At 53.7% G+C, this 21,038-nt stretch carries 16 protein-coding genes; 10 read left to right on the top strand and 6 right to left on the bottom strand.

Annotation, left to right across the window (positions count from 1 at the left end; genetic code table 11):
* Positions 1-21: 21 nt before the first annotated feature.
* From ACZ5PT_RS00080 to ACZ5PT_RS00060, 5 genes are all read right to left on the bottom strand, one after another.
* Positions 22-1,932, bottom strand: coding sequence for a putative nucleotidyltransferase substrate binding domain-containing protein (locus ACZ5PT_RS00080; protein WP_464264772.1), 1,911 nt, complete (start codon positions 1,930-1,932; stop codon positions 22-24).
* Between the two features lie 205 nt (positions 1,933-2,137).
* Entirely contained in the window at positions 2,138-3,835 is a 1,698-nt protein-coding gene (locus ACZ5PT_RS00075; protein ID WP_464264771.1) for a VC_2705 family sodium/solute symporter, read from the bottom strand.
* Complete coding sequence (locus ACZ5PT_RS00070) at positions 3,832-4,191, bottom strand: DUF4212 domain-containing protein (RefSeq protein WP_464264770.1); 360 nt, start codon at positions 4,189-4,191, stop codon at positions 3,832-3,834. Before ACZ5PT_RS00070 ends, ACZ5PT_RS00075 begins: the two co-directional genes overlap by 4 nt.
* Before the next feature lie 119 nt (positions 4,192-4,310).
* Positions 4,311-5,075, bottom strand: coding sequence for an IclR family transcriptional regulator (locus ACZ5PT_RS00065; protein ID WP_464264769.1), 765 nt, complete (start codon positions 5,073-5,075; stop codon positions 4,311-4,313).
* Between the two features lie 246 nt (positions 5,076-5,321).
* Positions 5,322-5,738 carry a (deoxy)nucleoside triphosphate pyrophosphohydrolase gene (locus ACZ5PT_RS00060; protein WP_464264768.1) on the bottom strand — a complete coding sequence of 139 codons (417 nt, stop codon included), beginning with the start codon at positions 5,736-5,738 and terminating at the stop codon, positions 5,322-5,324.
* Between the two features lie 179 nt (positions 5,739-5,917).
* Here ACZ5PT_RS00060 and ubiE point away from each other — a divergent pair, with 179 nt between their 5' ends.
* Entirely contained in the window at positions 5,918-6,634 is a 717-nt protein-coding gene (gene ubiE, locus ACZ5PT_RS00055; RefSeq protein ID WP_464264767.1) for a bifunctional demethylmenaquinone methyltransferase/2-methoxy-6-polyprenyl-1,4-benzoquinol methylase UbiE, read from the top strand.
* Between the two features lie 41 nt (positions 6,635-6,675).
* Here the strand turns inward: ubiE and ACZ5PT_RS00050 are convergent, their stop codons facing one another.
* Complete coding sequence (locus ACZ5PT_RS00050) at positions 6,676-9,789, bottom strand: YhdP family protein (RefSeq protein ID WP_464264766.1); 3,114 nt, start codon at positions 9,787-9,789, stop codon at positions 6,676-6,678.
* A 224-nt stretch (positions 9,790-10,013) separates the two neighbouring features.
* Between ACZ5PT_RS00050 and smc the strand changes: the two genes are divergently transcribed.
* From smc to tyrS, 9 genes are all read left to right on the top strand, one after another.
* Positions 10,014-13,556, top strand: coding sequence for a chromosome segregation protein SMC (gene smc / locus ACZ5PT_RS00045; protein ID WP_464264765.1), 3,543 nt, complete (start codon positions 10,014-10,016; stop codon positions 13,554-13,556).
* A 36-nt stretch (positions 13,557-13,592) separates the two neighbouring features.
* Entirely contained in the window at positions 13,593-13,952 is a 360-nt protein-coding gene (locus tag ACZ5PT_RS00040) for a roadblock/LC7 domain-containing protein (protein WP_464264764.1), read from the top strand.
* 255 nt (positions 13,953-14,207) lie between these two features.
* On the top strand, positions 14,208-15,437 hold the full coding sequence (ftsY, locus tag ACZ5PT_RS00035; RefSeq protein WP_464266777.1) for a signal recognition particle-docking protein FtsY: 1,230 nt from the start codon (positions 14,208-14,210) through the stop codon (positions 15,435-15,437).
* 58 nt (positions 15,438-15,495) lie between these two features.
* Entirely contained in the window at positions 15,496-15,687 is a 192-nt protein-coding gene (locus tag ACZ5PT_RS00030; RefSeq protein WP_464264763.1) for a hypothetical protein, read from the top strand.
* Complete coding sequence (gene zapA / locus ACZ5PT_RS00025; protein WP_464264762.1) at positions 15,684-15,965, top strand: cell division protein ZapA; 282 nt, start codon at positions 15,684-15,686, stop codon at positions 15,963-15,965. Before ACZ5PT_RS00030 ends, zapA begins: the two co-directional genes overlap by 4 nt.
* 378 nt (positions 15,966-16,343) lie before the next feature.
* A complete protein-coding gene (locus tag ACZ5PT_RS00020; RefSeq protein ID WP_464264761.1) occupies positions 16,344-16,922 on the top strand; it encodes a 5-formyltetrahydrofolate cyclo-ligase in 579 nt (192 codons plus the stop codon).
* 30 nt (positions 16,923-16,952) lie between these two features.
* Positions 16,953-18,512: a ribonuclease Y gene (gene rny, locus ACZ5PT_RS00015; RefSeq protein WP_464266776.1), complete on the top strand. Its 1,560-nt coding sequence runs from the start codon at positions 16,953-16,955 to the stop codon at positions 18,510-18,512.
* Between the two features lie 102 nt (positions 18,513-18,614).
* Positions 18,615-19,403 carry a TIGR00282 family metallophosphoesterase gene (locus ACZ5PT_RS00010; RefSeq protein WP_464264760.1) on the top strand — a complete coding sequence of 263 codons (789 nt, stop codon included), beginning with the start codon at positions 18,615-18,617 and terminating at the stop codon, positions 19,401-19,403.
* 27 nt (positions 19,404-19,430) lie between these two features.
* The gene (tyrS, locus tag ACZ5PT_RS00005) at positions 19,431-20,723 is read left to right on the top strand and encodes a tyrosine--tRNA ligase (protein ID WP_464264759.1); all 1,293 of its coding nucleotides are present in this window, start codon (positions 19,431-19,433) and stop codon (positions 20,721-20,723) included.
* Positions 20,724-21,038: the final 315 nt, after the last annotated feature.

Raw genomic sequence — 21,038 nt, 5'->3', positions numbered from 1 at the left:
TCTGTCCCGCCGGGTTCGGGGTCAGATATAGGATTTCGAGAAATGCCGTTTGGTGGCATCCTGTAATTTGCTGACCACATGGAATGCTTCCTTAAGTAATTCCTGCTCGCTTTTTGAGAGGTGCGAGGGGTCGAGAAAATGGCTCGGCTTCTGTCCGTTTTCAGCCAGCATGATCTCGTTACGCAAGCGCAGGAAATTAAGTGCTTCGAGGGCCGCTTTGATATGTTCGGCCGTGTCTGTTTCAAATACCTTCTGCTCAACCAGGGCATTGAGCCGATCCTGAGATGTGGTTTGCTGTAGCCCTTTTTCCAGAACGAACATGCGGATGCAGTCGATGATGTAGATGCTGCCGCCCTGTTTGACTGACAGGCAGCCTTTGTGTGGCGCTTCTTTGTTCACCAGGAAACGGCCGAGCAGTCCAATCGGGACTTTATAGCGTAGGTCGAGGGACATCATGTGGTAGAGGAAGCCCTCAAAGCGGCGGATTTCGGAAAACACAATGTCGTGCAGTGCTTGGGCGAGGGACGAATCCCCTTCGAGGGAGACAAAATCGAAGAAAATCGACGAATAGCGGACTTTCTGCGGCTCGGGGTTCTGCACCCAGTCGTGAATCCGCCTGTGCCAGTCGATCAAGCGCCCGCGCCACAGCGGGTTGTTGCACATCACCTTGCCTTCGCAAAGGGGATAGCCGACCTTTTCCAGCGCCGAAATCAGTTTTTCGCTGAAGGGGCCGAAAAATTCGGCAATTTCCGGCAGTCGTTCATCGGGCACATCCTCAAAGATGAAACCATTATCCTGGTCAGGATTGAGCAGCATTTCGCGGCGACCACCGGAACCCATCAATAAAAAGCAGTGTTTGATGGTCGGTTTTCGATAGCCCTCGGCGAGCATTTCAGCAAAACAGATTTGATAGGTCTTTTTGATGATGCTGTGATGGATGTAGGAGATGATCTCCATCACTTCCGGGGTCGAATGGGTTTCGGTCAGCAGTGCCCGGGCGACCGTCTGGATCTCTTTTTTGGTCGCGCTCAGCCCTTCTAGGGTTGTTTCGTCATTGACCGAACCGACCAGCAGCATCGCTTTCTGGCTGCGGTAGCGCATCAGTTCACGCATGGTGACCATGCCGACCAGTTGGTTGTCGTCGACCACCGGCAGGTGTTTGATGCGATGTGCCGTAATGTACGCCATTGCCTCGTACATATAGGTTTTTGGCGAAACAAAGTGGGGGTGCGGTGTCATCACTTCCGCCGCCGTAATGGTGCCGCAGTCGGTTGCGTCGGGGCTGATAACCTTGGCAATCAGGTCACGCTCGGTGATGATGCCGATCGGCAGCAGATTGTCCCCCATCACCATCACCGAACTGACGGCTTTCTCTGTCAGTTGGCGCGCCACATCACGGGCAGTGGTGGTCTGCAGGCAGGTTTCCACCGGGGAGGACATGATTTCGGAAAGCCGCTTTTTAAACGGGTAGGCCTCCATCTGGGTGACGGCGTTACTGGTGTGCTCCTTGACAATGTCGGCGTAGAGGCTGCGGACCCGGGTCAGGACCATGCGGGTGAAAAATTCGCTGACCTGCGGGTAGTCCTTGGCCACTTTTTTTAGTGCTGCGTCCGGGATCAGGTAGCAGGTGGTGGTGGTAACAGTGCGTACTCCGGCAGTGTAGGGCTCGCCGGTAAAGATCGGTGTGCCGCCGAAAAACTGCCCTTGTTTGCGGTAATCAACCACCATTTCTTCGCCGCCGGGAGCGGTGGTGGTGATTTCTACCATCCCCTCGAAGATGACATAGAGGTAACCGGAGGGCAGATCATTCTGATTGACGATGTGGATATTGGCTTCAAATGTCTTTTTGACGGCACTTTCACGTAACTCCTGAAACAGGGCCTCGGGGAGGTGGCAAAAAGGTTCGCTGTCTTTGAGGTGGATAATACCCATGCAGGTGCTCCTCTAAAGGTGTCGTGGAAAAAAGACGAGATCTAACCGATTCTATCATCAATGGATTTGGAGCGGCAAACCCTTTTCGCGCTTTTTGCTCGTGATGAGTAATGGATACTGTTTGTCCGTCACTGTTTTGCGGACGGGGAATGGTGGCCGGGGCAGGCAAGGATGCGCGCTTTGCCCGCCCCGGTGTTTGGAACGGTCAATAGATAAAGGGCCGCTCTTGGGGCTCTTGCTCTTCGACGTATTCGGGGAGGTTGTGGATTTTACGCAGCATGTTGTCGCTGCGGATTATTGTTTCTTCGTCCAGCTTGTCATGCATGACATTGGAGACAATAATATTGATCAAAAAGGCCAGTGGGCAAACGATCAGCGAGCTGGAGGTTGCCGGCAACAGTCCGCCGCCCTGAAATGTTGCAATTTCGGCACTCCAGCCAAACATTGCCAGCAGCGTCATGCCGAGGCCGAAACACATGCCAGCCAATGCACCGTACTTGTTCGCCTTGGAATACCAGATGCCGAGCACGACCACCGGAAAAATGGTGTTGCCGGCCAGGGCAAAGGCCATGGCGACGATCTGCGCGATCAGGGCGATCGGGTTGAGAGCAAAGTAGACAACGATCAGGCAAAGGATCGCGGTGACGATCCGTCCGACCCTCAAGGCTTGCTGGTCGGAGCTATCGGGGCGCCAGATGGTTGCGTACCAGTCGTGGGCAATCGCTGAGGCTCCGGCGACCAGCAGCCCGGCCACGGTTGACAGCCCGGCGGCCAAGGCTCCGGCGGCCAGGTAGCCGATAAAGGCGGAGCCGAGTTCAGCGGTCTCAGGCGCGGAAAGAATGATGACATCGGCTACTTTTGCGCCACCGGTAGGATTCATGTATTTGCCCAGCGTGGCATAGACTGGCGAGGCCCAGTAGAGCAGGCTGATGAAAAACAGACCCCAGAGAACGGATTTGCGGGCGACGTCTTCATTTTTTACCGTGTAGAAGCGGATCAGGATATGTGGCAGGCCGGCAGTGCCGACCATCAGGGTAAAGACCAGGGCGACAAAGTGGTAGAAGTCCCCGTTTCCCCACGGGAGGTAATCCCTTTTGAGGATTTCCGTCGCTTCGGGATCCAGTTGACCCAGGGCCGTCTTGCCCTCCATCAGGTCGCCAAGGATTCGACCATACTCCAATTGCGGGAGGATGCCACCGCCGCCGGCTTTTTTCATCAAAAACCAAAGCGGCAGCAAAAACGCGGAGATCAGCACGACGTATTGGATCTGCTGATTGCGGGTCACCCCGGCCATCCCGGAGATCAGCATATAGAGACAGACCACGGCGGCAGCAAAAAAGACCGAGATGGTGTAGTCCATGCCAAAAATCCAGCCGCAGATTAAGCCAATCCCTTTGAATTGTGCCGTTGAGTAGGTGATGGCGATAATAACGGTCACTGCGGCGGCGATCATGCGGACACCGTGACTGTTGTAGCGATCGCCAAGAAATTCGGGGATGGTGTATTTGCCGAAGCGGCGGATTTGGGCGGCAATTAAGCAGAGTAGCAGCACGTAGCCACCGGTCCAGCCGATAATGTAGCCCAGCCCGAACCAGCCTTTTAAGTAGAGCAGCCCGGCTACCCCCATAAAGGAGGCGGCTGACATCCAGTCCGAAGCAATCGCCGCACCGTTGCCAAATTTGCCAATTCCCTGGCTGGCAACCCAGTAGCCCGAAGTGGTCGACACCTTGGAGAGAAATCCAACCCCAATATAAACACACAGCAGGGCGACCATGATGATGGCCGGGATCAGCTTGAAGCCTGGTTTGATCTGGGAAATTTCTTCTCCGGCGGCGTAGGCAATGCCACAGGTCAGCAGCAGAATCATGGCCGTCAGCAAAAAACGTCGGGTTGGTTTGTTCATCGGCGATCGGCCCTCCCGGAACCTGAGGGGGATTGAACGTCCCGCTGCTGCAGGTGGGTCACCAAGTGGTCCCAGAGGATGCAGTAAAGTTTACAGAGCAGGATGAAGCCGATCGTGCATCCCTGGGCAAGTAGCCAGTAATGCAGGGGGAAGCCGAAGATACTGCGGTCCTGAGTGATAAACGATTCGCCGAGTCCGCTGGGATCGCCCAGCCCGGCCAGCCAGATCAGGGCTGGAATGCCGAAACTGAGAAACGCCCAGACGGCGAGAATGATGCGCACAACTGAAATTTCAGCCTTCATGCTGTCAGTAGATGGGGCGAAAAAGTTGACATGCACTCTTTGCCTTGGGGCCATCCGCAAGCCTCCTGATAGCTAAACGTGTTGATAGATTGCAGGGAATAACTGATTATAAGCGAACAGGATGAAGCAAGATGTAGGGCCTGACAACCCATTTATTATTTCGAATGGATAATTTATCGATTATTTTCGATAAAGTGACTGACGTAGCCCAGTTTCGACGAGATGACGACGCCCGCATCGATCAGTGGAGGGAGGATCTCCCGCCGCAATTTATCCTGCGACAGGCGAAATTCAGGTCCGATCAGACAGAGACTGCCGACAACGTTCCCCTGTTCCTCAAATAGCGGCACTGCTGCTGAAGCGATCCCTTCACCAAATTGACCAAAGTCACAACTGTAGCCCTGCTTGTGGATGCTGGGCAGTTCCGTCTCCAGTCCGGAGAGGGAGCTTGTGCTGCAGGATTTTAAATGACTATTGCTGTGAGCGAGAATGATCCGTCCGGCGGACGGTCCACTGATCGGATAGCGATTGCCGAGCAGGGGGACAATCTTTACCTGTTGCGTGGTGTCGACCATGTCGAGCAGCAGGATTTCATTGTTTTGCGGGACGGCCAGGTAGATGGCTTCGTTACAGCTTCGAGCCAGCTTTTCGATTGCCGGTTTTGCTTTGCGCAGCAGGACCATGTGTGACAGTAACTTCTGCCCCATCTCGTAGGCGCTCAAGCCGAGCCGATACTTGCCAGAGTTAAGCTCTTTTTCGACGTAGCCACGGTTTTCGAATGTTGCCAGCAACCTGAATATGCTGGTCTTGTTCATGCCAAGTTGTTCGCTTAGTTGGGAGATGCGGACATTCCCTTCAAGCTTACACATGATTTCCAGCAGGTCGAGTGCGTTTTCCACTGACTGGATAGAATATGAACCCTTTTCGCGCCGTGGCACGTAATCGCTCCTCCTCGGTTTTCGGTTTGTCCAGCGTGCAATTAAATGAAATCTGCCAAGCGCAGGCTAATACAGTGTTTTATTTATGTCAAATTATTATTCGTGAGAGTTGGCTTTGTTGTCGTTGGTAGTTGTCTTTGCTAGGTTTTGGGTTGGGTGTTTTAGGTAGAATGGTATTTGATTGATTATTTAAGGGCTGATGCTTGGCTGTGTCATCGGTCGGGCAGTAGGCAGGGTGGTTTATCGCTATTGCGCCTGGCGGCTGCATAGTTTGTTGAGGATTGGCTGATCAGCGGGGAGTATCCGGTAGCCGTTTAGTTCGTTTGCATCGACCCAGGCGTGGTTTGCGACTTCCAGATGTTTGATCTCTCCCTCCTGCCAGCTGCAGAGGTAGGCAATAATCAGTACGCTGCCCCAGGCATAATGGTGGTAAACCGTTTCCAACAGCGGACCAATGCCGATCTGAATATCAAGTTCTTCGCGGATTTCTCTTTTTAATGATTGATGTGGCGATTCGCCCGGCTCGATCTTGCCGCCGGGGAATTCCCAAAAGCCTCCCTGTTGTTTGTTGCTGGGGCGCTCGGTTATCAGGATTTTACCCTGATGTTCGATGACTGCTGCACAGACGGCAACAGGGAGCTGTGTTCGGTTTGTGGTCGACATGTTTGGTTGGGCTCTTTTGGTGGAAATGTGAGTTATGCTCCGCTTTTGAAGCAGGGTGAAACAACTGATTTTTGTTGGACCTGTGTCAACTCTATGCTAGAAACAGGCACCGAGTGACGTTGTCTGCCGGGCTTTAGCCGTAGCAGAATTGTTTATATAGGCTGATCAGGAGTTTGTCCATGTTTCAATTATCCGAGAAGGGGCGTGGGGTGCGCCAGATGTTTGATGATATCTCGCATCGCTACGATCTGCTTAATCGCCTGCTCTCCTTAGGTATCGATCGCCGTTGGCGGCGTTTTGCCGTCAGTCAGTTGAGTGTGCCGGCTGGTGGTCGGGTCCTCGATATTGCCACCGGGACCTGCGACGTGGCTTTGGAAGTCGCCAGTCAGACCGATCCGTCGGTAACCATCGTTGGCGAAGATTTTACCCAGGGAATGCTGGTTCAGGGGCAGCCGAAACTGAACGCTTCTGAGCATGGTTCGCGGATCATGCTGGTGAATGCTCCCTGCGAGGAGATTCCGCACCCGGACGCAACCTTCGATGCGATCACCATTGCTTTCGGCATTCGCAATGTGGTTGATCGTCAGACCGGCCTCGAAGAGATGTTTCGGGTGCTCAAGCCGGGTGGGCGGGCAGTTATTCTGGAATTCTCTCAGCCGCGCAGTCAGTTTTTCCGGCGGCTGTATTATTTTTACTTTCAACAAATCCTGCCGGCAATCGGCGGTCTGCTGTCGAAGCGCAGCGCCTACCAGTATCTGCCCGATTCAGTGATTGAATTTCCCAGCCAGGAAGAGTTTTCGCAGATGATGGGAACGGCCGGGTTTCAGCGTCTGCAGCACTGCGATCTGACCTTCGGCATCTCTACCGTTTATGTTGGTGATAAGCCCGCCGTCTGACAAAGAGCTAAAAGATAAGTTCTGAACACAGGAAGAGTCGGTCAGTTGGCCGGCTCTTCCTGTTTTTTTGGTTCACCCCTGAGCAGGGTGCCGATGTCTTTGCTCAGTTTGCCTGGTAGGGTGATGGTCCGTTTGAGGATGCCGAAGACGGTGTTAGAGACGGAATCGATCGGTACGGCAGTGACCTTGGGCGATTCCCCTGAGCCTTCAATCTTGAAGTAAGTGGTCAGGAGTGCCTCGTCTTCGCCGGTCAGAATCCAGCCGGCAATCGGGATTGAAGTGATGATCTTATCAACGGTGCGTAGCGGCATGACGCCGAGGTTGTAGTTGATGCTGTCTTCAAGCAGACTCTGGCTGCCGACCAGCGACATGTTCATGGCTGGGCTGATAATCCGCAGGTCTTCGGTTTTGGCGCGGCCGTTGGCGATCTTTATGCTCCCTTCAAGCAGCGTGAAGGGCATTCCCTCGCGATCCATGTCGGGAAGCTTTCCGGCAAACAGTTGCGAAACATTGAGCAAGGAGAAAACTCTGGCCAGGCTGCGGAATTTGCGCAGTGTCCCGTCTTTAACCTGAAGTGCAATGCCGCCGATCGCATTGTGCCAAAACTTATTATCCGCAAGACTTCCTTCGAGATAAAAATCCCCCCGCAGATTGCCACTGATCAGGCCCCGCTTTTTGAACAGATCCTGGTGCAGAACCGAAGCGTCGAGGTCTTCGGCATGACCAGAGATCTTGAGCAAGCCGTTTTGCTGGTTACGGTCGAACTCGACCCGTGCTTGGCAGGTTCCGTTACCGCTTTGAAAGTGCAGAGGGTAGATGGTGAGAACACCGCCGTGGTCTTTGATCAGTCCTTCGGCATGGTTAAAGTGCAGATTGCCAATCGTCCCTTGGGCGGCTTTTACGCTGATGAGGATCGGTTTGTGGTCGACGACTTTTTTGCCCTTATGGGTTTTTCTCGGGCCAACGAACAGTGCGATGACTTGGTCTATGTTGCCTTTTTCCGCCTGGATATCGAGGGTCACCTGGGGGGTGCTGAAATTGTTCACCGAGCCAGTAACGGTCGCTAGAGTGTCTTTTTCCAGGCGGACTTTAACCGAGTTGAAGTTGATGCCGTTGCGGTCGATCTGCAACTGGCCATTAAGGTCGTAGAGCCGGAGCTTCTGGTTGGCGAAGATCAGGTCTCTTGCTCTGACCTGGTCGCTTTGCAGCTTGAGATCGAGTTGTGGTTGTTGCCAGTTGTTGAGTTGTCCGTTAAGGACAAAGTCGGATTTGCCGAAGCTGGCGGTTAGATTCTGAAAGTGCAGGCCGGTCTGGTCAAGAGCGATTTTGCCGTTGGTGCGATTGAGGTCGCCGACGATGTTGTTCAGATGTGCGCCGACATCGATTAACAGCAGGTCGCCTTTCAGGCCGCTCTCGCTGCGCTCCACCGTTGGGTGCAGGGTGCCCTGGAGTTGCAGTTTTTTCAGCAATGGTGAGTGCGACTGGAGGCTGGCTAGGTTGATCGGATCGATATCGAGGAGAAAGAAGTTACTGCTCGGGTCGTGCGAGAAACAGCCATTTCCCGTAATCGATAGCCCTGGCAGCTGCAACTCCAGTTGGTCCAATTGTAACTGTTCGGCATCGACAAGCCCCTCGAGTCGCAGGCTGCTTTGCTGGTTGGCAGGTTTTTGCAGGATCGTACCCAGCTCGAGTTCCGTCTTGCTGAGATCAGCCTGCAGTACGAAGTCTGGCCGAAGTAACGGGCCGTTCAGTACCAGTGTTGTTGGCAGGGTTCCTGAAAGTTTCCAGCCGCTGGGCAGGTTGCTTTGTTCGAACAGTTCAGTAAGGTTGGGATGTAGTTTTATTTGTAGGTCGAGCTGTGGCTCATCGACCAGGTTTTTTATCTGTCCGGAAAAGGAGATTGGCTGCCGATTGGCGATCAGCTGGCCGTCCTTGATGTCGAGAACCTGGTCTTCAAGCGACAGAACGGCTGAAAAGCCGTCTAATTGTTGCAGCTTATTGCCTGCCCATTTCAGGTTGGAGAGGGTGACCTCCGCGCCGATGCGGGGTAGCCCTTTCATCGGTTGATCCATTTGCCAGTTTTTTTCCAGGATCAATTCCAGACGCTCCAGCTTTCCGGCCTGTAATTTGTCTGCTCCTGGGATATGCCAGCGCTCCAGCAGTTGGGTGGTCAGGGTGACGTCTGTAGCGCCAAATCGTCCGGCCAGCAGTTGCTGCTGCTTTTGTCGCAGCAGGTAGAATTCTCCCGCCAGTGGCAGGCCGAGTAGCTCGCCACTTAGCTTGGTGATCGCTTCTTGTTCCGCTGATGAGGACCAGCGACCCGCGAGGTCGAACAGCGGTTCCCCGCCTTGGCTGTTAATCATGACCGCTGTGAGTTGAGCGCCCTTGGCAGGGATGCCCGTTGCGGAAATGCTCAAGTTGACGTTGGTCGGTAGCTTCTGTTGCTCTGCCGTGGTCAAGGCGCTGGTGGCGAGATTGTCGATGGCGAGTTGATAGCGTAACTCCTCGTTGCGCCAGACTGCCGGGTCCGGTGACGAAGGCAGGGTGAAGTCGATGAGGAAGTTTGCCGGTTGTTGTTGCTGTTGTAGTTGCCCTGAAACGACCAGGTTGGTTGCTTGGTTCGGTTGCCAACCACGCAGTTCGGTGTTCAAGTTTTGCAGATTTAACAGTTGGCGGGAGCCGGTTTTTTGCCGCTGATGGACCTTCAGACTGGCACCGCGGATTGTCAGGACGCTGATACCGAACTTATCGGTCAGTTGGTTGGTGGTTCCCTGCTTCGGGCTGCTGTCGAGCGGTAGCCAGAGCTGCAATCTGGGATTGTTGATTTCCACCCGGTTGAAAATGACTCGCCCATCAAGCAGTGGTGCAATCCGCAAGTTTGCAGTCAGCTGTGGAACCTCTGCAAGCAGGGCCTCTGGCGGGCCGATCCGCAGGTCCTGAAAGGCCAGGGCAATCCCGTTATTGAAAGTCAGTTCGCTGCGGCCAATCTGGACCGGCTGTGCGAGGGTATTGCTCAGCTCCTGTTCAAGCTCCTGGCGATAGTCATCCAGGTTGAGCTGGTTGAGAAAGATGGCAATAAGTAGGCCAGCGATTGCCAGTAGCAGTAGCAGCAGATAAATCGTTCTGCGAAAAAACTTTGCGGTTGATGATTTCATGGATGCCGATGACTGGGAGGTTCAGTTGTTGGTGGCGCCTGGCGAATAACGGAATTATCATAGCGCCTCTCGCCGTACCCGGCAAGGGGCAATAGTTGTCTCCAGAGATCTCATCTTTACATGCTACTGGCCCCCTGATACCATGACGCGCCCGTTTGTTCCGGGCGGGGAAAAGGTGCTTTTACCGATGGCTTTGTCTGTCGCAGGGGTTGTGTTCTGCCAGCATGAAAATCAAACGTCTCGATATCCTCGGTTTTAAATCTTTTGTCGACAAGGTCTCCCTCGATTTTCAGCAGGGGATTACCGGTGTCGTCGGGCCGAACGGTTGTGGCAAAAGCAATATTGTCGATGCCATTCGTTGGGTGATGGGGGAGCAGAATGCACGCCACCTGCGTGGCCGGGCGATGGAAGATATTATCTTCGGTGGTAGTGAGAGCCGCAAACCGCACGGCATGGCTCAAGTCTCAATTGTTTTCGAGAACAGCGCCAAAATCTGCCCGCCTGCCTATAAAGATTATGCCGAGATTATGGTTACTCGGCGCCTCTACCGCAGTGGTGATAGCGAATATCTGATCAATAAAACCGCCTGCCGCCTGCTGGATATCACCGAACTGTTCATGGATACCGGGGTTGGGGCGCGAGCCTACTCGATTATTGAGCAGGGCAAGGTCGGGATGTTGGTCAGCGCCAAGCCGGAAGAACGGCGCGCCCTGATTGAAGAGGCCGCCGGAGTAACAAAGTTTAAGTCACGTAAAAAGACCGCGTTGCGGAAAATGGATGCCACCAAGCAGAACCTGGTGCGCCTCGGCGATATTATCGCTGAGGTGCGCCGCCAGCTCAGCAGCCTCAAGCGGCAGGCTCAGCGGGCCGAACAGTTTCGTGACTATCGTGGCGAAGCAAAGCGGATTGAGCTCTGTCTGACCGGAAATCGATTCCAGTCCCTGCAGGCTGAGATAGCGTTGCTCATCAGTCAGGAAAAGGAACGGGCCACTATTCTTGCCCGCCTTGACGCGCGCTTGGAAGACGGGGATCTGCAGCTGGAAGAAAAACAGTTACAGCTGATGGTTGTCGAAGCCGATCTCAATCAGGCACAGGAGCAGGTTTTTCATCTTGCTTCGCAGATTCAACGGGTGGAAAGCGAGCTGACGCTTGCCACACGGCAACGCGAACATCTGTTGAACCAAGACCAGGAATTGCAGGCCGAGTTGACGTTGCTGGCAGAACGGCTGACCGCGCTGCTGGCCGAACATCAGCAGTTGCAGCAGGAAGATAACAGCTACGCTGACCGACTGGAGACTGTGCAGCAGGATGTTGAGCTGCAGGAAGAAGGCTTGCGGCTGTTTCTGACCCAGGAGCAGGAGCTGAATTCACACCTTGAATTCAATCGGCGCGAATTGATGGAATTGCTTTCTGCGACGAGTCGGCTGGCAAACCGTCGCGATGAGATCGAGCGGCGCTTGCAGGCAGAAGCCGATCGACGCGTACAGGTGCGGGCTGACTCGATCCGTTTTCAGGAACAGCAGCAACAGCTGGTTGAGCAGCAACAGGAACTTGATCGGCGCTTGCAAGGGGTTCAGGAGCAGCAGGAACTGCAGGTAGAGCAAAGCCGTTATCTGCAGCAACAACGGCAGGAAAAGGGACAGCAGGTTGGTGAGCGGGATGCCGCCTTGACTGCGGTTCGACAGCAGTTGGAAAAAAGCCGCTCCCGCCAGGAATCGCTGCAGGAGCTGGCACGCAGTCTCGATGGTTACGCCGAAGGGGTGCGGGTTTTGCTGGCGGAGAAAGATCGTTGGTCACAGATTGCCGCCGACCTGTTTGATGTTGCTTCGGAATATGAGCTGGCGGTCGAGGTGGCGCTGGGTGAGCGTTTGCAAGCGGTGCCGATGGCCGGTGCTGAACAGGCGGAAGAGGCGTTGCTGCTTTTGCTTGAACAGCAGCAGCGGGCAACATTACTGCTGCCGGCAACGGCAGCGACGATACCTTTTGCTGACGGAACCGCTCTGAGTAATCTGGTTAGGGCCAGGTCCGGGATGGAGAAACAGGTTGAACTGTTGCTGGCGGGGAGCTATCTGGTTGCCTCCGTTAGTGATTACTCCGCCAAAAGTTTGCCGGCGGGCCTGCTGCTGGTCGATGGCGCGGGGTGTAGCCTCAGTTGGCGCGGGGAATTGACCGGCGGCGCAACCGTTGTCAGTGATTCCGGCTTGTTGCGCAAGAAGCGCAAGCTGGCAGAGCTGGCCGACGAGGTTGCGCAGCTTGACGAGAGGTTCGCGCGGGGGCAACAGGAGGTTGCTCTGCTGCGCGACGAGCTGGAACGCATTGAGGAAGAACAGGCGGTTGCCGCCAGTGATAGACATCGCCTTGAGCTGCAGGCGATGGAATTGGGGAAGGATCGGCAGGGGCTGCAGGCGGAATCCGTACGTCTTGCCGAGCGGCTCGAGTTGCTCGCTTTCGATTTGGAGCAGGGCGAGGAACTTCAGGCCGCGCTCGAAGAGGAAAAAATCGAGTTGTGCGACGGCAGTCAGCAGTCAGATCAACGTCAGCAGCAGCGGGAGGAGCAGGCTGCCGCTCTCCAGCTGCAACTTACCCGGTTGCGTCAGCAGTTGGACGGCAGCCGCGAGGAGTTGACCGAGCGTCGCGTCGCGTTGGCCGCTATGCTGCAGCAACAGCGTGGTTTGGGTGACACCCTGACCCGCTTGGCTGGTCAGCAACAGGAGATGGAGCAGCGCAGCGCGCAGTTGCAGCAGCGGCAAATTGCGGGCAGCGCAGAGCAGCAAACGCTGTTGCAGGACGACGAGCGTTTGCGGGTCGAACTCGATTTGTTGCTTGACCGGCGTGAAGAACAGCAAAAGGCCAGCCTGGTGGTGCGCGAACGTTACGAACAGCAACGCACCGAACTGGACGAATATCGCGAGCAGTTGCGCGCGGTCCGCTCCGAGGCGGAAGTGCTGCGCAAGGAAGTGGCCCGATTGCAGTTGCGTCATCGCGAGTTGCAGGTGGATGCCGAGCATGTCCGTCAGGGGGTGCTTGAGCGTTATCGTGTCGACCTGCTGGAGCACCAAGTGCCGGAGGCGACCGAAGATGAATTGGATCGACAGCAACAGCAACTGAAACGGTTGCAGAAGCGGATTGAATCTCTCGGCGAAGTCAATCTGATGGCGATCGACGAGTATCGCGAACAGGAAGAACGTTACGATTTTCTCTGCCAGCAGCGGGATGATCTGCAGCAATCACTGAATGACCTGCAAAAGGCCATCAACCAGATTAACCGCACCACTCGGCGACGTTTTAAAGAGACCTTCGAGCTGGTGAACGAAAAGTTTCAGCAGGTCTTCCCCCGATTGTTTCGTGGGGGGCGGGCGGAACTGCGCTTGACCGACGAGGATGACCTGCTGGAGACTGGCATCGATATTATTGTCCAACCACCGGGTAAGCGTTTGCAGCAGATTAACCTCTTGTCCGGTGGTGAGAAGGCATTGACCGCAGTGGCGCTAATTTTTTCTCTGTTTTTGATCAAGCCGACCCCGTTTTGTGTGCTTGACGAAGTTGACGCACCGCTCGATGATGCCAATATCGATCGTTTTGCCGAGATGGTTCGAGAAATGACCGCGCAGTCGCAATTCATTATCATCACTCACAGCAAGCGGACCATGGCGATTGTTGATACGATGTACGGTGTGACCATGCAGGAACCGGGGGTCTCAAAGTTGGTTTCGGTGCGGATGAACGATCAATTGGCAGCAAAAGATCCGGTGGCGGTTACTGCCTAGGTTTGTCTGTTTGGGAAATTTAAGTAAGAGGATACTATGCCGTTTAAGTCGTTATTGAATCGCTTGTTGGAAGATATTCCCGGCGCGCTTGGGGCCATCATTATCGATTGGGAAGGCGAGTCGGTCGATCATGTGGCACGGATGGAAGAGTATGATATCAAGGTGCTCGGTGCGCACAAAGGGATTATCCTGAATCTGCTGCGCGATGCCATGGACAGGACCGACAGTGGCGAACTCGAAGAGGTTTTAATTCGCACCGGAAGAAACAAAACCTTGATTGTCCCACTGACTGTGGACTATTTTCTGGTGTTGACTTTGGGTCCCGAAGCGATCGCCGGTCGGGCCGCTTTTAAAATGCGCAGCTGTGTTGCCGAGTTGCGCACTGAATTTGAATGAATTATTTCAGCCGTGTCGCTGAAAATAGGAGATTTGTAAGTGAAAAGCGAAGATTTTATGCCATGGATTGAAAAAAATGTTTTGCAATGGATTGGGCAATTTGTTGCTTGGTTCGACTCTTTCATTTTTGAGCTGTCACGCATGCTGGCTACGGCCGGTGTGCCTGAGGAATATCAGACCCTTGGGGCCCTTGGCCTCGTCTATCTGGGTGCTGTTCTGGTTGTCCTTTTTGTCATTTTAAGTCTGCTGGCGGTTTTGCGGCGGCCGGGCAAGAAGGCCAAGCGCAAAAAGAAGGCTATTGCCGAAGCCGAAGTTGAAGCCGAAGTTGAAGCCGAAGTTGAAGCCGAAGTTGAAGCCGAAGTTGAAGCCGAAGTTGAAGCCGAAGTTGAAGCCGAAGTTGAAGCCGAAGTTGAAGCCGAAGTTGAAGCCGAAGTTGAAGCCGAAGTTGAAGCCGAAGTTGAAGCCGAAGTTGAAGCCGAAGTTGAAGCCGAAGTTGAAGCCGAAGTTGAAGCCGAAGTTGAAGCCGAAGTTGAACCAGAAGTTGAACCAGAAGTTGAACCAGAACCAGAACCGCTCAGCCTGTTTGAGAAGCTCAAACGCGGATTGGCAAAAACCCAGTCATCGCTGGTTGGGCGCGTTGATAGTTTGTTGCGTGGACGGAGCAAGGTTGACGAGGATCTGATCGAAGAACTGGAAGAGATCCTGATTACCGCCGACTTGGGGATGCCGACAACTCAGAAGTTGATCGGCACTTTGGAGGCTGGTCACGCCAAGGGGACTCTGGAGACGCCGGAGCAAGTTCGTCAGGTTCTGATGGACGAACTGAGAAGTATCTTGCAAATTGAGAGCAAGCCGCTCGATGTCAGTACGGCGAGTCCGTTTGTTATTATGGTTGTCGGCGTCAATGGGGTCGGCAAAACGACCACCATTGGTAAGTTGGCGAATCAATTGGCCAAGGACGGCAAGAAGGTTGTTCTTGGTGCCGGTGATACCTTCCGCGCTGCTGCGGCGGAGCAGTTACAAATCTGGGGTGAGCGCGCTGGCGTCGAGGTTGTGCGACATTCTGAAGGGGCTGATCCTGGGGCGGTTGCTTTTGATGCCGCCAAGGCAGCAGTGGCGCGCAAGGCGGACGTGCTGATTCTTGACACCGCTGGTCGTTTGCACACCAAGGTCAACCTGATGGAGGAACTGAAGAAACTCCATCGGATATTGGATCGCGAAATTCCCGGTGCTCCGCACGAAACGATGCTGGTTCTTGACGCGACTACCGGGCAGAATGCCTTGAGCCAGGCCAAGCTTTTTAACGAGGCGGTGCAGTTGGACGGTATCGCTCTGACCAAGTTGGACGGGACTGCCAAGGGAGGGATTGTGGTAGCAATTGCTGCGGAACTGGAAGTGCCGGTCCGTTTTGTCGGTATTGGTGAGGGGGTTGATGATCTGCGCCCCTTTGATCCGCAAATGTTCGTGTCGGCCCTTTTTGACTAGCTGTTGATGTTGCCTTGGGTTCTGTCTGCCAGGAGTCCGGATCGAAAAGGATTTTGTCATGCAAGATGTTTTGCTGGACCGTTTAGAAGTTACTGTAGATAAAATTCTCCAACAGAATCGTTGTTTGGAGCAGGAATGTCGCCTGCTGAAAAAGGAAAAGATCGCCTGGCAACAGGAGAAAGTTATGTTGCTGGGTGAGGTAGAGCAAGTCCTAACTCGTCTTGACAGTTTGAAATTGGAGGACACTTGAGCCGGACTATTCAGGTAAAAGTTCTTGGTCGCGATTATTCCCTGCGCAGTCAACAGTCCGAAGAGCAGGTTCAGCGGGTAGCCGACTTTGTCGCCGAGATGCTAGCTGAGACGGCCGCTGGGCGGACCGTTGACACCCGGGATTTGACAGCCCTGACCCTGTTGAATCTTGCTGGCAAGTATCTGCAGCTTGTTGATGAGCGAGATCAACAAGATCAGCAGAATTGTCGACTGCAGAATTTGATTTCCCAGTTGGAGCGCGCGGTTTCTGGTTGCTAAAAGCATTAAGAGCAGTATATTATTATCCATTGCGATAAAAAGTGATATTAAAACAACCCTGTTTTTCAGGGCTTTTAGATAGATTGGTACGGTATTTTCGAATGGATACATCGGCTTTGGCTGGTGTTTAAGGTCCCGATTCAGGAACCACGCAGGGGAACTCCCCTATGGGGGAAAAGAAGTTTCATCACTAACCGTCTGCAGCGTGTTTTTGATGTGTCTTTCTACCTGGTTGATATAGTAGTGGTTTCATTGGTTAAATTTCAAGATGCGTCACGGGGCGCGTACAAACATCCATCTCGTCTCTTTCTTAGTTAATGCCTGCCCGTCCAAATTCTTCCTGCCTTGGAAACTTGCGGTTCGCCGGAGTTCTCCGTCATGGGAAAACACGCAATACGACAGCAACTGTTGGCTCGCCGCAAGCAGCTTGCTACTGCGGAGGCTCAGAGTTTGGGCCATTCGGTCCAACAGCGACTGATCGGATCCGAGTGTTTTTCTCGGGCTAAAACTTTAGCTCTTTATAGCCCCGTCAACAATGAAGTACAGACTGATCAATTGCTGAGTGCTGCTCTGTTGCAAGGGCAGCGGGTCTGTTACCCGCGGGTCTGTGGCGATGCGCTGAAGTTTGTAGCGGTGACTTCTGTTGAATCTTTGCTGCCGGGAGCATTCGGTGTCGCCGAGCCGCAGGGTGGATCCTTGGTCCCGGTTGATGGGATAGATCTGGTCGTTGTGCCTGGGATCGCTTTCGATCTGGCTGGCCATCGACTCGGGTACGGAAAGGGCTTTTACGATCGTGAGCTCTCCCGATTTGAACAAGCGGCGGTCAGCGTTGGGCTCTGTTATGACTTTCAGCTTTGCGCGGTCTTGCCGGTCGAAGGACATGATCAGGCGCTTGACTATATTGTGACGGAAAAACGACTTATCCCCTGCCATAAAAATGTGGCAGGTTCACCATAAACTCTGCAAAGGGAGGAACTTACCGTGCAGATGGATCTTTTGATGATTATTGTGGTTCTGGTCGCTTTGGCGGCTGGAGTCTTTCTCGGCATGTTGCTGCGTCGAAAGCTGTCGGAATCGACAATTTCGAATGCCAAGGTCGCAGCGGAACAACTTATTGCAGATGCGCGCAAAGAATCGGAAACAATTTGTAAGGAAGCAACCATTCAGGCCAAGGACGTCGTTCTGCAGGCTAAGGATGATTGGGAGAAGGAAGCCCGCGGGTTGCGCAAGGAAATTCAAGGGCAGGAAAATCGACTACAGCAAAAAGATGAGAACCTTGATCGTAAGCAGGATCAGATTGAGCAGCGTAGTGATGACCTGAATAAAAAAGAGAATCAGTTGCGTCAGCAGGGTGACCAGTTGCAGCAGAAGACGGCTGAGATTGATCAACTGCACGCGCAGCAGCGGACTCAACTTGAGGAAATCTCCGGTATGAGCGGTGAGCAAGCCAAACAGCAATTGCTTGATGCTATGTTGAGCGAGGCTCGCCATGACGCAGCGAAAGATATCAAGAAGATCGAAGAAGAGGCCCGCGAAGTTGCCGATCGCAAAGCCAAAATGATTATGGCTCTGGCTATTCAGCGTTATGCCGGAGATTTTGTTGCTGAAAAAACGGTCAGTGTCGTGCCGTTGCCTTCAGATGAGATGAAAGGCCGAATAATTGGTCGCGAGGGGCGGAATATCCGTGCTATCGAGGCGGCCACCGGAATCGACCTGATTATTGATGATACCCCTGAGGCGGTTGTTATTTCCGGCTTCAATCCGATTCGCCGTGAGGTGGCTAGAATCGCTCTGGAGCGTTTGATTGCTGATGGTCGGATTCATCCGGCACGCATCGAAGAATTGGTCGAAAAGGCCAGTGAAGAGGTTGATGAGTCGATCCGCGAAGCTGGTGAGCAATCAACCTTCGATGTCGGTGTGCACGGAATCCATCCGGAAATCATCCGCCTGCTCGGGATGCTCAAGTATCGGACCTCGTACGGTCAGAACGTTTTGGTCCACTCCATCGAGGTCGCCTTCCTCTGTGGCATGATGGCTGCTGAGCTGGGGATCAACGTGAAGCAGGCCAAACGTGCCGGACTGCTTCACGATATTGGCAAGGCGGTCAGTCATGAGCTGGAAGGGTCGCACGCTGTCAATGGCGGTGATCTGGCCCGCAAGTATGGGGAGTCGGCAAAGATAGTTCATGCCATCTCTGCTCACCACGAGGATGAGAAGCCTGATACGGTGTTGGCGATTCTGGTGCAGGCAGCAGATGCACTTTCGGGCGCTCGTCCCGGTGCGCGCCGCGAAACCTTGGAAACTTACGTTAAGCGTTTGCGTGATTTGGAGCAGATCGGGACATCCTTTAGTGGTGTTACCGGTTGCTTTGCCATTCAGGCCGGTCGTGAGATTCGCGTGATGGTTGCCAGTGACGAAATTTCCGATAGTCACTCGCATGTCCTGGCCAAGGATATTGCACAGAAGATCGAACATGAGATGACCTATCCCGGACAGATCCGGGTCAATGTTATCCGTGAGACCCGCGCCGTCGAATACGCAAAATAAGTCGCCGCGAACAATTTATTTACCACACGCAGGACTCGTGCTACTTTCTCCGTCTGTTGAGAATGGTGGGCGGGTCCTGCTTTTATATTGGGAGAGTACAGCGTGAAGCTGTTGTTTATAGGAGATATAGTCGGCCGTGCCGGGCGCAAGGTGTTGGCTGAACAACTGGGCCGCATAATCGACAAGCAGATGATCGATCTGGTCATTGCTAATGGTGAGAACGCTGCCGCCGGTTATGGTTTGACTGTGTCGGTGTTGCGCGAACTGTTCGATGCCGGGGTCGATGTGGTGACCAGTGGTAATCACATCTGGGACAAGAAGGAAATCACCGATTCTCTGGACCGGGATGGTCGCTTGTTGCGGCCGGCTAACTATCCCCCCGGTTTGCCGGGGCGTGGCGACGGCGTTTACGAGACCGCTGCTGGGATCAAGGTTGGGGTGTTGAACCTTGAAGGCCGGGTGTTTATGAAGAATCTCGACTGTCCGTTCCGTGCGGCCGACGAGTTGGTTGCTGACTTGCGTAAAGAGACACCAATCATCTTTGTTGACTTTCACGCGGAGGCAACCAGTGAGAAGCAGGCACTCGGACATTATCTGGACGGCAAGGTTTCAGCGGTGGTCGGCACCCACACCCATGTGCAGACTGCTGATGAGCGGATTCTGGCCGGTGGGACCGGCTACCTGACCGATGTCGGCATGACCGGCAGTCAGGATGCGATCATCGGTAATCAGAAAGAGCCCGCACTGCAGCGTTTCTTGACTCAGCTTCCGGTGCGTTTGGAGGTGGCGAAAAAAGACCCGCAGCTTTGTGCTGTGGTGCTGAGCATTAACGAAGAGACTGGCTGCTGTGAGGCGATAGAACGCATCCAGGAAAAATCCGTAAAATCCTAAACCTCATTCTATAGATAAGTATTGAAAATGAATTTTGTCGAAGAATTGACTTGGCGCGGCATGATCCACGACATCATGCCCGGGACGGACGAGCAGCTACAGAAAGAAATGACATCGGCCTACGTTGGGATCGATCCGACTGCTGATTCACTGCATATCGGCCATTTGGTCAGCGTGATGATGCTCAAGCATTTCCAGATTGCCGGCCATAAGCCGATCGCGCTTGTCGGCGGGGCGACTGGGATGATCGGCGACCCGTCGGGGAAGTCGGCAGAGCGCAACCTGCTCGACGAGCCGACCCTCCATCATAACGAGGCATGTTTAAAAAAACAGCTGGCGAAGTTTCTCGATTTTGAATCGGATGCCGCCAATGCCGCCGAGCTGGTCAATAATTACGACTGGATGAAGGATTTTAGTTTTCTCGAGTTTATCCGCGATATCGGCAAGCATATTACGGTCAACTACATGATGGCTAAGGACAGCGTCAAAAAACGTCTTGGTGAAGAGTCCAAGATGGGTTTGTCCTTTACCGAATTTACCTATCAGTTGGTTCAGGGGACCGATTTTTTACATCTGTACCGTGAGAAGAACTGTAGGTTGCAGATGGGTGGCTCGGACCAATGGGGGAACATTACAACCGGAACGGAGCTTATCCGCCGCAAGGAAGGCGGCGAAGCCTTTGCCCTGACTTGTCCGCTCATCACCAAGGCAGATGGTGGCAAGTTTGGAAAGACCGAAAGCGGCAACGTCTGGCTCGATCCGAAATTGACGACGCCATACAAGTTTTACCAGTTTTGGCTCAATGTCTCTGACGCTGATGCCGAGAAGTACATTAAAATCTTCACGCTCTTAAGCAGGGAAGAAGTGGCAGTGCTGGTCAAAGAGCAGGACGCTGCACCGCACCTGCGACCGTTGCAGAAGCGTCTGGCAAAAGAAGTCACCTGCATGGTCCACGATGAAGCTGAATACAACAAGGCTGTGGAGGCTTCGGAGATTCTTTTTGGCAAAGCCACGACTGAAAGTCTGGCAAACCTCGATAAGGAGACCTTCCTGTCGGTGTTTGAGGGGGTGCCGACCTATGAAGTCGACCGTGCCAAGCTCGATTCCGGTGTGCCCGTCGTTGAGCTGCTTGCTACGGAAACAGCAGCTTTTCCATCTAAAGGTGAGCTGCGCCGTACGATCAAGGGGAACGGGCTCAGTCTGAATAAAGCCAAGCTGACCGATCAGGAATACCTGGTGACCGGGGCGGATCTGATCAATGGCTCATACCTACTGATTCAGAAGGGCAAGAAAAATTACTATATTGTCGAGGCGGTGTGATTGTGCTCGAGACCTTTCCTGCCACCGCCCCATTATTTCTGTGAAATGAATTATTTTTGCAGGTAGAGCGCCTTGAGACCGATGGTTTTAGGGCGTTTTGCTTTTCTTGATGGTGAAAGAATTACTGCTGCTGGTTTTGGGGCAGGAATTACAGAAGAACGAATTGTCCCGGTTGGTAATCGCCGCTTCTCGCGATTTGTGTCGGCTTGACAGGGGGGAGAAACGCGCTAAATTGGTAGTTTGCGGGTATGGTTAAAAATAGCTTGGTTTTCCTGAAGAAAAGTATTGACGGGTGGGACGGTATTAAGTATAACT

The sequence above is a fragment of the Desulfuromusa ferrireducens genome (genome assembly GCF_055389805.1).
Note: the sequence above shows the minus strand (reverse complement) of the source record. Positions and strands in the feature narration are given on the sequence as shown.

Bases quoted from the DNA above. Each gene is read 5' to 3' on its own strand.
- ACZ5PT_RS00080 (WP_464264772.1), bottom strand. From the start codon at position 1,932: ATGGGTATTATCCACCTCAAAGACAGCGAACCTTTTTGCCACCTCCCC.
- ACZ5PT_RS00075 (WP_464264771.1), bottom strand. From the start codon at position 3,835: ATGAACAAACCAACCCGACGTTTTTTGCTGACGGCCATGATTCTGCTG.
- ACZ5PT_RS00070 (WP_464264770.1), bottom strand. From the start codon at position 4,191: ATGGCCCCAAGGCAAAGAGTGCATGTCAACTTTTTCGCCCCATCTACT.
- ACZ5PT_RS00060 (WP_464264768.1), bottom strand. From the start codon at position 5,738: ATGTCGACCACAAACCGAACACAGCTCCCTGTTGCCGTCTGTGCAGCA.
- ubiE (WP_464264767.1), top strand. From the start codon at position 5,918: ATGTTTCAATTATCCGAGAAGGGGCGTGGGGTGCGCCAGATGTTTGAT.
- ACZ5PT_RS00050 (WP_464264766.1), bottom strand. From the start codon at position 9,789: ATGAAATCATCAACCGCAAAGTTTTTTCGCAGAACGATTTATCTGCTG.
- smc (WP_464264765.1), top strand. From the start codon at position 10,014: ATGAAAATCAAACGTCTCGATATCCTCGGTTTTAAATCTTTTGTCGAC.
- ACZ5PT_RS00040 (WP_464264764.1), top strand. From the start codon at position 13,593: ATGCCGTTTAAGTCGTTATTGAATCGCTTGTTGGAAGATATTCCCGGC.
- ACZ5PT_RS00030 (WP_464264763.1), top strand. From the start codon at position 15,496: ATGCAAGATGTTTTGCTGGACCGTTTAGAAGTTACTGTAGATAAAATT.
- ACZ5PT_RS00020 (WP_464264761.1), top strand. From the start codon at position 16,344: ATGGGAAAACACGCAATACGACAGCAACTGTTGGCTCGCCGCAAGCAG.
- rny (WP_464266776.1), top strand. From the start codon at position 16,953: ATGGATCTTTTGATGATTATTGTGGTTCTGGTCGCTTTGGCGGCTGGA.
- tyrS (WP_464264759.1), top strand. From the start codon at position 19,431: ATGAATTTTGTCGAAGAATTGACTTGGCGCGGCATGATCCACGACATC.